Genomic DNA, 13,470 nt, shown 5'->3' on the forward strand with positions numbered 1-13,470 from the left:
TCGCCCGCGCCATGGTCAACATTGCAGTGCAGCGTTGCACTGCCGCCGCGTTTGGTCCATTGCAGTGCAGTCAGAAGGCGGCGACTGCCGGACCAACCAAGGACGTTCTCGATGAGCAAGAAACAATACCGGATCGCGGTCATTCCCGGCGACGGCATCGGTAAGGAGGTGATGCCGGAAGGCCTGCGCGTTTTGGAGGCGGCGGCGAAGAAGCACAACGTCTCGCTGCATTTCGACCATTTCGACTTCTCGTCCTGGGACTATTACGAAAAGCACGGCCAGATGATGCCGGATGACTGGAAGGAGAAGATCGGCAAGCACGATGCGATCTATTTCGGCGCGGTCGGTTGGCCGGCCAAGATCCCGGACCACGTGTCGCTGTGGGGCTCGCTGATCAAGTTCCGCCGCGAGTTCGACCAGTACGTCAACCTGCGCCCGGTGCGGCTGATGCCCGGCGTGCCGTCGCCGCTGGCGGGGCGCAAGCCCGGCGACATCGATTTCTGGGTGGTGCGCGAGAACACCGAAGGCGAATATTCCTCGGTCGGCGGCCGCATGTTCCCGGAGACCGACCGCGAGTTCGTGACGCAGCAGACGGTGATGACCCGCACCGGCGTCGACCGCATCCTGAAATTCGCCTTCGAGCTCGCGCAGTCGCGGCCCAAGAAGCACCTGACCTCGGCGACCAAGTCCAACGGCATCTCCATCACCATGCCCTATTGGGACGAGCGCGTGGAGGCGATGGCCAAGAAGTTTCCGGGCGTGAAGTGGGACAAGTACCACATCGACATCTTGACGGCGAACTTCGTGCTGCATCCGGACTGGTTCGACGTCGTGGTCGGCTCGAATTTGTTCGGTGACATCCTCTCCGATCTCGGCCCGGCCTGCACCGGCACGATCGGCATCGCGCCGTCAGGCAACATCAATCCCGAAGGCGATTTTCCCTCGGTGTTCGAGCCGGTGCACGGCTCGGCACCCGACATCGCAGGTCAGGGCATCGCCAACCCGATCGGCGCGATCTGGTCCGGCGCGATGATGTTCGAGCATCTCGGCGAGAAGGAAGCCGGCAAGTCGATCGTCGAGGCGATCGAGCGCACGCTGGCTGAACGCACGCTGCGCACCAAGGATCTCGGCGGCAATGCCGACACGACGGCGTGCGGCAAGGCGGTCGCCGAGATGGTGGACTGAGGCGGTCGATCTTTCCCTCTCCCCTTGTGGGAGAGGGTGGCTCGCCGCGCAGCGGCGAGACGGGTGAGGGGTCTGTCTCCGCGGAGACAGATCTATCATTCGCAGAATTGCTCGCCGAGAGAACCCCTCATCCGGCGCTTCGCGCCACCTTCTCCCGCAAGGGGAGAAGGGAAGGGCAGCAGTGCTTTTGGCTTAGGCCTCAAACATACGATTTCCGCGCCGGATCGAAGATCGGCGGGTAGTCGTTGTCATCGAGCAGGTCGAGAAACGGGTCGAGTCCCCTGGACTTGATCAGCGCGAGCTCCTGCTGCGAGATCAGGTTCACGGTCAAGATCTCCACGGGATCGCCCGCGATCTCCAACGCCTCGGCGATCTCCTTGTCGGGGCCGATGATCGGTGTGAGAAACAGGAACGTCTGGAAGTCTGTTCCCGCAACCGGCGGCCACGGAAGCGCGACGCGATGGCCGAAGCCCAACCAGGTCGTGTCGATGAACGGCAGATTGGCCAGCCAGCGCAGATTGGCCCAGACCTCCTCGGTCGGCTCGCGGACGTACCACATCAGCTCGGCTCGTGGCTTCGCGTCCCCTGGGACACCGTGCATCCGTTGCTCGCTCATGCCGTTGGTCAGGAGGACATAGCCTTCGTCGGAGCCCTCCCGGCAGACCGGGACGAAATCGCGGCCGAAGGCGTGGATGTCGATCCGGCGCTCTGCGTTGTCCGCGAACGTGTGCTCGGGCTCGCCAAGCTCGCTCTCATAGATGGCGAGCCGTTGCCGGTAGAGGTCGGCTGCGGGTGATGGCTCGGCGGAGCCGGACATGAACTTTGCGAGACGGGAGAGCATGTGAACCTCGAAAGCGGATTTGAGCCGGGATATCCGCGTTGTCGCGAGGCAACGCGGGCCGGTTCAAATTCGCCCCGCGGGCGAGCCGATGCTTCGCCGTCGTCCACACTCCCGTGCGCAATCATCCATGAGGTCGTAACGACGCTGAGGATGCGCTGCGGTCGCAACTAGCCTGCGATCTTCTCGATCGCAGCCTGATCCAGCCCGAACTTCTTCCCGGCCTCCAGAATCTCCTGCCACGTCGTTGGATCGACTGGAATGCCTTCGGCAAGGCGCTTCTTCCTGGTCTCGCGTTCCGGGTCGCCGGCGATCAGCACCTTGTCGACCCCGGGCGCGGGCGGTGAGCCGGTGTGCCAGGCGACGAAACTTTCGACCTCGCGCGCGAGGTTTTCGGCGGTGCCGAGCTTGGTCGGGTCGATGACAATCGAGAGCATGCCGTTGAGGACGTTGTACTTGCCCTCGGACGGACCCTTGACCACCTGTCCGCCGGAGAGCGCACCGCCGAGGATCTCGCACACGAGCGCGAGTCCCGAACCCTTGTGCTCGCCGAAGGGGAGGATGGCGCCGTACGGCGGAATCACGGTGTAGCGCGGGTTGGTCGTCTGCTTGCCTTCATTGTCGATGATGGTGCCGGGCTCCAGCGCGACGCCCTTGTTGTGGGCGACGCGGGTCTTGCCCTGCGCGATCCTGCTGGTGGCGAAGTCGAGCACGATGGGCTCCTTGCCGGCGCGCGGGATTCCGACGCAGAACGGGTTGGTGCCGTGACGCGCATCGCTGCCGCCCCAGGGCGCCACGATCGGCCGCGAGATCACGTTGACGAAGTGGATCGAGACCAGCCCGTGGTCGATGCACTGCTCGGCCCAGTGGCCGATGCGGCCAATGTGGTGCGAGTTGGAGAGGCCGACGAGACACACACCGTTGCGCTTGGCGCGCTCAGCCGCCAACTCCATCGCCTCATGACCGATCACCTGGCCATAGCCGGTGAGGCCGTCGAGCGTGAGGAGCGGACCGGTGTCGAGCACGATCTTGACGTGCTGGTTCACGGCAAGGCCGCCATTGGTGACGCTCTGGACATAGCGCGGGATCATGCCGACGCCGTGGGAGTCATGTCCCCTCAGATTGGCCTCGACGAGGTTGGTCGCGACAAGCTCGGCCTCGCGCTCCGAGGAGCCGCCGGCCTTGACGATGGCGCGGACCACATTGGTGAGCGGCTCAGCCTTGATGATGCGATAGTCGGCCATTGTTGTTGCTCTTACCCCTTCACGATCCGGCGGCAGTGAACCAGCGCCGCTTCAATCAGGTTCTCGCTCGCCTCCGGCGTTCGGAAGGCCGAATGCGCCGACAGCGTCACGTTCGGCAGCTTCGTCAGCGGATGATCGCCGGGCAGGGGCTCGATGTTGAAGACATCGAGGCCGGCGTGGCGGATATGGCCCGACTTCAGCGCGTCGATCATGGCGGCCTCGTCGACCACAGCGGCGCGGGCGGTGTTGATGAGGATGACGCCGCGTTTCATGGCGAAGATCTTCTCGCGCGTGATCATGCCGCGCGTCTCGTCGTTGAGCAGCAGGTGCAACGACACCACGTCGCTTCTCGCCAGCACGCTGTCGAGGTCGGTGAATTCGACGGCGGGATGGCTCTTCGGCGAGCGGTTCCAGGCGATCACCTTCATGCCGCTGCCGGACGCAATGCGCGCGACCTCCGCGGCGATGCCGCCGAAGCCGATCAGGCCGAGCGTCTTGCCAGTGAGCTGCATGCCGTCCTCGCGCAGCCAGTTCCCGGCCCGCATCTCGCGGTCCATCATCGCGATGACGCGGGCCGACGCCCACATCAGCGCGATCGCGGATTCCGCAACCGCCGTGTCGCCGTAGCCCTTGATCAGATGCACGGAGATGCCGAGCTCGGCGAGCTCTTCCGGATTCATGTAGCTGCGCGCGCCGGTGCCGAGGAACACGACGTGCTTCAGCCCGGTACATTTCTTCGCGACCTCGGTCGGCAGTGCGGTGTGGTCGACGATCGCGATCTCGGCGCCGTCGAGAACTTCCGGATATTGCTCGGGTGTGATGTCGGGGTTCCTGTTGATCCGCACCTTGGGATCACCGGGCTTCTCCAGCCGCTCCATGATCACGGCCAACGATTCATTGGCGTCGACGAAAACTCCGCGCATAATTCTCTCCGGTCAGGACGCGACGCCGGCGATCGCCAGCACGGTATGCATGAGGACGTTGGTGCCCGCGGCGCAGTCGCCTTGCGTCGCATCCTCCAGCTCGTTGTGGCTGATGCCGTCCTTGCAGGGCACGAACACCATCGCGGCCGGCATGACCGTGTTGAGGTTGCAGGCGTCGTGGCCGGCGCCGGAGGTGATGCGGCGCGAGGAATAGCCGAGCGTCGTCGCGGCATTCTCGACGGCAGCAATCAGCTTCGGATCGAAATGCGTCGGCGGCTTGCGCCAGACGAGATCGATCTTGACCTCGACCTTGCGGCGCACGCCGATCTCGGCGATTGCCGCACGCAGATCGCGATCGAGCGCATCCATGATGGCGCCGTCGGCACTGCGGCAATCCATGGTGAAGGCGATCTCCCCGGGAATGACGTTGCGCGAGGGATTGGCGATCACGGCCTCGCCGATGGTGCCGACCGCGTTCGGTCCGTGCTTCTTCGCAATCGACTCCATCGCCAGCACGATTTCGGACAAGGTCGCCAGCGCATCGCGCCGCAGCGGCATCGGCGTCGAGCCCGCATGACTCTCGAAGCCGGAGATCTTGCCGTCGTACCAGAGCACGCCCTGGCCGGAATCGACCACGCCGATGGTCTTGCCTTCCGCCTCCAGAATTGGACCCTGCTCGATGTGCAGCTCGACGAAGCAGCCGAGCTTCTGAAAGCCGACCGGCTTGTCGCCGCGATAGCCGATGCTGTCGAGCGCCTGGCCGACGGTGGTGCCATCGATATCCTTGCGCGACAAAATGTCGTCGGTGGTGAAGTCGCCGACATAGGCGGCGGAGGCCATCATCGCAGGTGCGAAGCGCGAGCCTTCCTCGTTGGTCCAGTTGACGACGCAGATCGGCGCCTCGGTCTCGATGCCGGCATCGTTCAGCGTGCGGATCACCTCCAGCGCGCCGAGCGTTCCCAGGATGCCGTCATACTTGCCGCCGGTCGGCTGGGTGTCGAGGTGCGAGCCGATGCCGACGGGCAGCTTCGACATGTCGCGGCCCTTGCGCAGGCCGAACTGTGATCCGAGCGCATCGACGTGGACGTCCAGTCCGGCATCCTCGCAGGCCTTGCGGAACCAATCGCGCACCTGCTTGTCTTCGCTGCTCAGCGTCAGCCGCCGCACGCCGCCTTTGGCCGTCGCGCCGAATTGCGCGGTCTCGTGGATGGAGCCCCACAGGCGGGCGGAATCGATTTGCAGGTTGGTGGCGGCTCGGCTCATGCGGTCGTTCTCTCTTTTTGTCCGGCGCCTTTTTCAATGACGCGCCTGTGCGGGCGCGTCAACCGCGAGGCTGCTCTGCGCAATTTGCCGTGCAAGCTCGGCGACGCGCTCCACGGCGACGACGTCGGGAGAGGCGAGCCAGCTCGCGGTGAACGTCAGCGGTGCGATGGCGAGGTCGGTGTCGAGCAGCTGCAGGCGCCCGTCGGCGAGCTCGTTCTCGACGATGGCGTCGGGAATCACGGCGATGCCGAGTCCCTCGACCGCCATGTGGATGACGGTCGCCAGCGAGGCGGACGCGTGCAGGCGGATCGGCGGCAGCTCGGGCCGGTCGAACACCTCCCGCACGACCTCGTAAGGCTTGGTCTTGCGCGGGAAGGTGATGATCGGAAACCGCGCGAGCTCCGCCGGCGTCAGCGGGCCCTTGCCGAGCCCGAGCGAAGGACTTGCGAGAAAGCCGATCGGATAATCGGCGAGCACGCGGTTGTGCACGCCGGAGGCGGACAGCGGTCCGACGACGAAAGCGAGCTCGATCTCCTGCGCGAGCAGGCGCGCGGTGAGATTCGGCGTGATGTCGACCTCGATCTCCAGCGACAGGTTCGGATAGATTTCGTTCACGCTCTTGACCAGCCGCGGCAGCCAGGTGTGCACGATGGTTTCGGCGACGCCGAGCCGCATCACGCCGCGCATCGCCGAGCGGTCGCCGATCTCCGCCATCATCGCAGCGCGCAGGCCGATCAGCTTCTCCGCGTAGACCATCATCTGCCGGCCGCTCGGTGTCGGTGACGCCACGCGATGATCGCGGTTCAGCAGCTTCACGCCCATCTCGCGCTCGAGCTGGGCGATGCGCTGGGAGATCGCCGGCTGGGTGGTGTTGAGTCGTTGCGCGGCGCCGCGGAAGCTGCCGAGCTTCACAACCCACAGGAACGTCTCGATCGACCTGAAGTCCAGCATTGGAAGGATTTTCCCGATCGATAAATCATATTTATCGAGATTGATTAGAAACGACGATTAGACTTTATAGCACGCTTGGTGTTGGTTTGTCTTTGTCGAGTTTATAGGCAGGTCGATCACATGACTGTTTTGGTGGCAGCGCAGCAAACTGAAACACCCGACACCCTCCCGAGCCGCAAGGCCCGGCTCGCCTACCGCGAGGGGCTGGTTGCCTCCACCGCCGGCGTCGCCCCCGGATGTGTCCAGGGCAACCTGGCGATCCTGCCGGCGGAATATGCCGGCGCCTTTCACCGCTTCTGCCAGCTCAATCCCAAGCCGTGCCCGATCATCGGCATGTCCGACGTCGGCAGCCCTTACATCCCTTCGCTCGGCACCGACCTCGACATCCGCACCGACGTGCCACGCTACCGTGTCTGGCGCGACGGCGAGGTCGTGGACGAGCCGACCGACGTGAAGAGCTACTGGCGCGACGACCTCGTTACCTTCGTGCTCGGCTGCTCGTTCTCATTCGAGGAGGCGCTGCTCGAGGAGGGCATGCCGATCCGCCACATCGAGAAGAACGTGCGCGTGCCGATGTACCGCACCAACATCGCCTGCGGCGTATCAGGTCCGTTCGCCGGCCCCATGGTGGTGTCGATGCGCCCGTTCAAGCCGGCCGATGCGATCCGCGCGGTGCAGATCACCTCGCGCTATCCCGCCGTGCACGGTGCGCCCGTGCATCTCGGCCATCCGCATCTGATCGGCATCAAGGATATTGCCAAGCCCGACTACGGCGATCCCGTACCTGTTGCCGAAGACGAGATTCCGGTATTCTGGGCCTGCGGCGTGACGCCGCAATCGGTTATCAACGCCGCGAAGCTGCCGTTCGCGATCACGCATTCGCCCGGCCTGATGCTGGTGACGGATCTGAAGAACAAGACCATGGCCGTGATTTAGTAGGCAGCGTTTGCTGTTTCTTCGGGCTTTACGCTCTTTGCCAATCGCTTCATTCGATACGCGCAAAAATTCGGATAACAGGGGACTTTAGCCAATGACGATGACTCGCCGCGATGTACTGCTCGGAGCCACCGCCGCCGCTGCGCTGCTGCCATTAGCTGCGCGCGCGCAAACGTCTGAAGTGGTGATTGGCGCAACCTATCCCCTGTCGGGCTCCGGCGCGCAGGTGGGTGTCGATGCGCAGCGTGCTTTCGAGACCGCGATCGACATCATCAATAACGACCAGGATTTCGATCTTCCGCTGGCAAAGGGCGTAGGTTTGCCCGGTCTCGGCGGTGCCAAGATCCGTATTGTCTATGCCGACACCCAGGGCGATCCGCAGAAGGGGCGCGCCGAAGCCGAGCGGCTGATTACGCAGGAAAAGGTCTGCGCCATCCTCGGTTCCTATCAAAGCGCGGTTGCGGTGACGATCAGCCAGATCTGCGAACGCTACCAGACCCCGTTCATCTCAGCGGACAACTCCTCGCCTAGCCTGCATCGCCGTGGCCTGAAGTATTATTTCCGCGCCTCGCCGCATGACGAGATGTTCTCGGCCGGGATGTTCGACTTCCTCGATGCGATGAAGAAGAAGGGCGCCAAGGCCAACACGCTGGCGCTGTTCCACGAAGATACCATCTTCGGCACCGACTCCGCCAACGCGCAGACCAAGCTCGCGACCGAGCGCGGCTACAAGATCGTCGCCGACATCAAGTACCGCGCCAACTCGCCGTCGCTGTCGGCCGAGGTGCAGCAGCTCAAGGCCGCCAATGCCGACGTGCTGATGCCTTCCAGCTACACCACCGACGGCATCCTCTTGGTCAAGACCATGGCCGAACTCGGCTACAAGCCGAACGCCATCGTGGCGCAGGCCGCCGGCTTCTCCGAGAAGGCGCTGTACGACGCAGTCGGCGACAAGCTCGAGGGTGCGATCACCCGCGGCAGCTTCTCGCTCGATCTCGCCGCCAAGCGGCCGATGGTCGGCAAGATCAACGATCTGTTCAAGGCGAAGTCGGGCAAGGATCTCAACGACAATACGTCGCGCCAGTTCATGGCCATGATCATCATGGCTGACGCCATCAACCGCGCCAAATCCACCGAGGGCGAGAAGATCCGTGACGCGCTGGCCGCGACCGAGATGCCGGGCGAGCAGACCATCATGCCCTGGAAGCGCGTCAAGTTCGACGAATCGGGCCAGAACAACGATGCCGATCCGGTCCTGCTGCAATATGTCGGCGGCAAGTTCGTCACCATCTTCCCGTCGCAGGCGGCGGTGGCCGATGCAGTCTGGCCGATGAAGTAAGCGATCAGGTTGCGGGCGGGGGACGAAGCGACGTGACAGCAGAAACGATTATCCAGAGTCTTGCGAGCGGCCTGCTGATGGGGCTGCTTTACGGACTGATCGCCGTCGGCCTGGCGTTGATCTTTGGCCTGATGGACGTCGTCAACTTCGCCCATGGCGAATTCCTGATGCTGGCGATGTACGTGATATTCTTCCTGTTCACGTTCTTCGCGATCGATCCACTGCTGTCGGCGCCGCTGGCCGCCGCCGCCCTGTTTGTCCTGGGGGCGGCGGTCTATCTCCTGATCGTGCGGTTTGCGATGCGTGCCAAGGCCAATGTCGGCATGGTGCAGATCTTCGCCACCTTCGGCCTCGCCATCGTGATGCGGGGCCTCGCGCAGCTGTTCTTCACTGCCGACTACCGCAGCGTTCCCAACTCATGGCTCGGCGGCAAGACGGTATCGGTCGCCGGGATCTACCTGCCGCAGCCGCAGCTGTTCGGCGCGCTGGTCGCGATCGCCGCGTTCGGCGGGCTCTATCTGTTCATCAACCGCACCGATTTCGGCCGCGCGCTGGAAGCGACCCGTGAAGATCCCGGCGCGGTGGCCCTCGTCGGCATCGACAAGAACCGCGTGTTCGCGCTCGGCTGGGGCCTCGGCGGTGCGCTGGTCGGGCTTGCCGGCGCCATCATGGCAACCTTCTTCTACATCTATCCCGACGTCGGCGCGTCCTTTGCGCTGATCGCCTATGTCACAGTCGCGCTCGGCGGCTTTGGCAGCGTGTTCGGCGCCTTCGCCGGCGGCATCGTCGTCGGCCTGGTCGAAGCCACCACCGCGTTGATCCTGCCGCCATCGCTGAAGTCGGTCGGCATTTACGCGGTCTATCTGCTCGTCGTGTTCATTCGGCCGCGTGGCCTGTTCGGGTCGATGTGATGGACAAGCAATTCGTCGCGCGGCGCCGCCGCGACCTCATTACCGCCGCCGGACTTGCGGCCGTCGCCGCGATCGTGCCGCTGTTCGTCAAGGACGTCTACGTCCAGAACATCATGGTGCTGACGCTGATGTACGCGGCGTTATCGCAGAGCTGGAACATCCTGTCCGGCTATTGCGGGCAGATATCGCTCGGACACGCGCTGTATTTCGGGCTCGGTGCCTACACCACCGCGCTGCTGTTCACCAAGTTCGGCGTGCTGCCCTGGTTCGGCATGATCGCCGGCGGGTTGATCTCCGCCGCAATCGCGATGGCGCTGGGCTATCCTTGCTTCCGCCTCGGCGGCCACTACTTTGCGATCGCCACCATCGTGATCGCCGAGATCGGATTGCTGCTGATCCAGAACTGGGACTGGGCCGGTGCGGCCCTCGGCATCGACATTCCCGTGCGCGGCGACAGCTGGCTGAAATTCCAGTTCACGCGCTCGAAACTGCCATACTTCTACTTCGCGCTGGTGCTCGCCTGCGTTGCCTGGTTCGTCACCTGGTGGCTGGAAGATTCCAAATGGGGCTATTGGTGGCGCGCAGTGAAGGACAACCCGCAGGCGGCCGAGAGCCTCGGCGTCGTCGTGTTCAATTCGAAGATGGGCGCGGCGGCGGTCTCCGCCTTCCTGGTCGCGGTCGGCGGCAGCTTCTATGCGCAGTTCGTTTCCTACATCGATCCCGGAAGCGTCATGGGCTTCCAGTTCTCGCTCTTGATGGCGCTGCCGGCAGTGCTTGGCGGCATCGGCACGCTGTGGGGGCCGCTGCTTGGCGCCGTCATCCTGATCCCGATCACCGAGTTGACGCGCTCCTATATCGGCGGCTCCGGCCGCGGCGTCGACCTCATCGTCTACGGCGCGCTGATCATCCTGATCGCGCTCGCGCGGCCGGAAGGGCTGGTCGGCCTGTTCTCGCGCCGGCGCAAGGAGGCCACGCGATGACCGCGCTGCTCGAAACCCGCGGCGTCTGGCAGCGCTTCGGCGGTCTGATCGCCAACAGCGACGTCTCGATCTCGGTCGGCCGCGGCGAGATCGTCGGCCTGATCGGCCCGAACGGCGCTGGAAAGTCGACGCTGTTCAATCTGATCGCCGGCGTGCTGCCGCCGACGCAAGGCTCGATCTGGTTCGATGGCGAGGACGTCACCACTCTGCCGGCGGCCGCGCGCTGCCAGCGCGGGATCGGGCGCACCTTCCAGGTGGTCAAGAGCTTCGAGACGATGACGGTCATCGACAACGTCATCGTCGGCGCTCTCGTGCGCAACACCGTGATGCGTGAGGCGCGCCGCAAGGCGCACGAGGTGCTGGAATTCACCGGGCTCGCCGCGCGCGCCGACGTGCTCGCGAGCGACCTGGTGCCGGCCGAAAAGCGCCGCCTCGAAGTCGCACGGGCGCTTGCGACCGAACCGAAGCTGCTGCTGCTCGACGAGTGCCTCACTGGCCTCACGCCGACCGAGGCGCAGACCGGCGTTGCCCTGGTGCGCAAGGTGCGCGATGCCGGCATCACCGTGCTGATGGTCGAGCACGTCATGGAGATCGTGATGCCGCTGGTCGACCGCGCCATTGTGCTCGACCTCGGCAAGGTGCTGGTCGAGGGCAAGCCCGCCGACGTCGTGCGCGATCCCAAGGTGATCAAGGCATATCTGGGAGATCGTCATGCTGTCGGTGCGTGAAGTCACCACCGCCTATCAGGGCCTGGTCGCGATCTCCGCGGTCTCGATCGAGGTGGAGAAGGGCGAGATCGTCTGCGTCGCCGGCGCCAACGGCGCGGGCAAGTCGACGTTGCTCAAATCCATCGCCGGTGCCGAACGCCCGCGTTCGGGCACCGTGACGTTCGACGGCAAGCGCCTCGACGGCATGGCGCAGCATCACATCACGGCCACCGGCATCGCCTATGTGCCGGAAAACCGCCGCCTGTTCCCGCGCCTGTCGGTGCGCGACAATCTGCGTCTCGGCAGCTATCTCTACCGCGGCGAGGCGGACCGCGAAGGGCCGCTCGATCTCGTCTTCAACCTGTTTCCGCGCCTTCAGGAGCGTTTGGAGCAGCGCGCCGAGACGCTCTCTGGCGGCGAGCAGCAGATGCTCGCGATCGGCCGCGCCCTGATGACGCGGCCGCGGCTGTTGATGCTGGACGAGCCCTCGCAAGGAATCATGCCGAAACTGGTGGACGAGATCTTCCAGGCGGTGAAGCGCATCCGCGACGCCGGAATGACGGTGCTGATCGTCGAGCAGCGCATGGCCGAGTGCCTGGAGATCGCCGACCGCGCCTACATCCTGCAGACCGGCCGCGTGCTGATGCAGGGCCGGTCCGCGGAGATCAAGGGCAATCCCGACGTGAGGAAGGCGTATCTCGGATTGTAGCCGCTCGCTACGATCCCTATCCCGATTGCTTCTTGTTCCGATTCTTGCTTGCGCCGCGCAGCGTTGACGCGGGTGCCGAGGGTTGCCCGAAGCCATACATCTGAATGCAGGAGAGCAGGTCGACATAGCTTTCGATGCCACCGGCGGAGGCCTCGGTGGTGCATTGGGTGCGAATTGTCTCCGGCGTTGTCGGCCAGATGGGCCCGAGCTGTTGCTGTGCGGTTTGCTCGTCGCTCATGCAGGCCTCGTAGGACTGCGGTTCGGTCAGCGACTTGTCGATCTCCTGAGTTGCCTTGCAGTTGGCCTCGACCTTGAGATCGGGGACGCCGCGCGTAGACGTCTGCGCGCTTGCGGAAAGTGGCAGGGCAATAAAGCAGGCGGCAGAGAGGAGGGTGCAGGATACTTTGAAATCCATGACAATTCTCCTGGCGATCGATGAAACAACTCCTTCAGTCAATTACAGGGGGATCATGTGCTCGAGATCCCGGTTATGCAAATCAATTCCGGCAGTGTCAGACGGTGTCGTAGCCGATGAGCAAAGCGATATCCGGGGCCGCTGGTCCCGCATATCGCTCCGCTCATGCGGGCTTCTCCGTCGCCACATCCTACGTCATTGCGAGCGTAGCGAAGCAATCCAGAGTCTTTCCGCGGAGGGATTCTGGATTGCTTCGCTGCGCTCGCAGTGACGAGGTTGGAGCGAGGCTCAATCGTCGTGCCCATGCTCCGGCAGCGTCACCCCGAACACCTTCACCAGATCCTTCACCTGCTCCGGCGACAGATACCGCGGGTTCATCCCGCGCAGCAGCAGATACAGCTTCGCCGTCTCCTCCAGCTCCTCCGTGGCGAACACCGCGGCTTCCAGCGTGTCGCCGGCAACGACCGGACCGTGATTGGCGAGCAGCACGGATGAATATTTCCCCGCCAGCCCCTTGATCGCATCCGCGACCGCGGGATCGCCGGGGCGGTAATAGGGCACGAGTGCGGTGGCGCCGCATTTCATCAGGTAATAGGCGGTCATCGGCGGCAGCGCGGCGCGCGGGTCGATCTCGGGGAGCATCGAGAGCGCGACCGAATGCGTGGAGTGCAGATGCACGATGGCCCGCGCGCTTCCGCGCGTATCGTAGAGGGCCGTGTGCAGCGGAACTTCCTTGGTCGGCGCATCGCCCGAGACCAGCCGGCTCCCGCTATCCAGCCGTGACAGTTTTGCGGGATCGAGGAAACCGAGCGAGGCGTTGGTCGGCGTCACCAGCCAGCCTCCGTCGTCCAGCTTGACGCTGATATTGCCGGAGGAGCCTGGCGTCAGCCCGCGCTCGAACAGGGATCGTCCGAAGCGGCAAATCTCCTCGCGCAGCCTTGTTTCGTTGCTCGTTTCGGTTCTCATGGCCGTCATGCCTGCTTGTCTCACGCTTTGGCAGCGCGGCCAAGCCGTGCTATTCGGTTGCCAAGCTGCCGCAAAAGGGCGGCCATCCGGGAAACGTTCGCAA

General features: G+C 64.3%; 14 protein-coding genes. 7 read left to right on the forward strand and 7 right to left on the reverse strand.

Going from position 1 to position 13,470, the window contains the following annotated elements:
- The first annotated feature begins 111 nt into the window (after positions 1-111).
- Positions 112-1,185 carry a tartrate dehydrogenase gene (locus AB7M16_RS31530; protein ID WP_453946327.1) on the forward strand — a complete coding sequence of 358 codons (1,074 nt, stop codon included), beginning with the start codon at positions 112-114 and terminating at the stop codon, positions 1,183-1,185.
- A gap of 199 nt (positions 1,186-1,384) precedes the next feature.
- Here AB7M16_RS31530 and AB7M16_RS31535 read toward each other — a convergent pair whose 3' ends face one another.
- The 5 genes from AB7M16_RS31535 to AB7M16_RS31555 all read right to left on the reverse strand — a co-directional run bounded on the left by AB7M16_RS31535 (position 1,385) and on the right by AB7M16_RS31555 (position 6,404).
- On the reverse strand, positions 1,385-2,026 hold the full coding sequence (locus AB7M16_RS31535) for a suppressor of fused domain protein (protein WP_453946329.1): 642 nt from the start codon (positions 2,024-2,026) through the stop codon (positions 1,385-1,387).
- A gap of 167 nt (positions 2,027-2,193) precedes the next feature.
- Positions 2,194-3,267, reverse strand: a complete 1,074-nt coding sequence (locus AB7M16_RS31540; RefSeq protein WP_453946330.1) for a malate/lactate/ureidoglycolate dehydrogenase — start codon at positions 3,265-3,267, stop codon at positions 2,194-2,196.
- Positions 3,268-3,278: 11 nt separating this feature from the next.
- Positions 3,279-4,190, reverse strand: a complete 912-nt coding sequence (locus AB7M16_RS31545) for an NAD(P)-dependent oxidoreductase (protein ID WP_453946332.1) — start codon at positions 4,188-4,190, stop codon at positions 3,279-3,281.
- Between the two features lie 12 nt (positions 4,191-4,202).
- Positions 4,203-5,453, reverse strand: coding sequence for an allantoate amidohydrolase (locus tag AB7M16_RS31550; protein WP_453946333.1), 1,251 nt, complete (start codon positions 5,451-5,453; stop codon positions 4,203-4,205).
- Between the two features lie 33 nt (positions 5,454-5,486).
- Complete coding sequence (locus tag AB7M16_RS31555) at positions 5,487-6,404, reverse strand: LysR family transcriptional regulator (RefSeq protein WP_172784058.1); 918 nt, start codon at positions 6,402-6,404, stop codon at positions 5,487-5,489.
- 120 nt (positions 6,405-6,524) lie between these two features.
- On the opposite strand from AB7M16_RS31555, the gene AB7M16_RS31560 reads away from it, so the two are divergent.
- The 6 genes from AB7M16_RS31560 to AB7M16_RS31585 all read left to right on the forward strand — a co-directional run bounded on the left by AB7M16_RS31560 (position 6,525) and on the right by AB7M16_RS31585 (position 11,986).
- Positions 6,525-7,340, forward strand: a complete 816-nt coding sequence (locus tag AB7M16_RS31560) for a putative hydro-lyase (protein WP_453946335.1) — start codon at positions 6,525-6,527, stop codon at positions 7,338-7,340.
- 94 nt (positions 7,341-7,434) lie between these two features.
- Positions 7,435-8,679, forward strand: coding sequence for an ABC transporter substrate-binding protein (locus AB7M16_RS31565; protein ID WP_212254871.1), 1,245 nt, complete (start codon positions 7,435-7,437; stop codon positions 8,677-8,679).
- Between the two features lie 32 nt (positions 8,680-8,711).
- Entirely contained in the window at positions 8,712-9,590 is an 879-nt protein-coding gene (locus AB7M16_RS31570; RefSeq protein ID WP_453946337.1) for a branched-chain amino acid ABC transporter permease, read from the forward strand.
- Positions 9,590-10,570: a branched-chain amino acid ABC transporter permease gene (locus AB7M16_RS31575; RefSeq protein WP_172784061.1), complete on the forward strand. Its 981-nt coding sequence runs from the start codon at positions 9,590-9,592 to the stop codon at positions 10,568-10,570. Before AB7M16_RS31570 ends, AB7M16_RS31575 begins: the two co-directional genes overlap by 1 nt.
- On the forward strand, positions 10,567-11,298 hold the full coding sequence (locus AB7M16_RS31580; RefSeq protein WP_453946338.1) for an ABC transporter ATP-binding protein: 732 nt from the start codon (positions 10,567-10,569) through the stop codon (positions 11,296-11,298). Before AB7M16_RS31575 ends, AB7M16_RS31580 begins: the two co-directional genes overlap by 4 nt.
- On the forward strand, positions 11,282-11,986 hold the full coding sequence (locus AB7M16_RS31585; RefSeq protein ID WP_260382821.1) for an ABC transporter ATP-binding protein: 705 nt from the start codon (positions 11,282-11,284) through the stop codon (positions 11,984-11,986). Before AB7M16_RS31580 ends, AB7M16_RS31585 begins: the two co-directional genes overlap by 17 nt.
- Before the next feature lie 16 nt (positions 11,987-12,002).
- On the opposite strand, the gene AB7M16_RS31590 is transcribed toward AB7M16_RS31585, so the two are convergent.
- Positions 12,003-12,401: a hypothetical protein gene (locus AB7M16_RS31590; protein WP_172784064.1), complete on the reverse strand. Its 399-nt coding sequence runs from the start codon at positions 12,399-12,401 to the stop codon at positions 12,003-12,005.
- Positions 12,402-12,689: 288 nt separating this feature from the next.
- Positions 12,690-13,376, reverse strand: coding sequence for a 3-oxo-tetronate 4-phosphate decarboxylase (gene otnC, locus AB7M16_RS31595; protein WP_172784065.1), 687 nt, complete (start codon positions 13,374-13,376; stop codon positions 12,690-12,692).
- Positions 13,377-13,470: the final 94 nt, after the last annotated feature.

Source organism: Bradyrhizobium sp. USDA 372 (assembly GCF_053629095.1).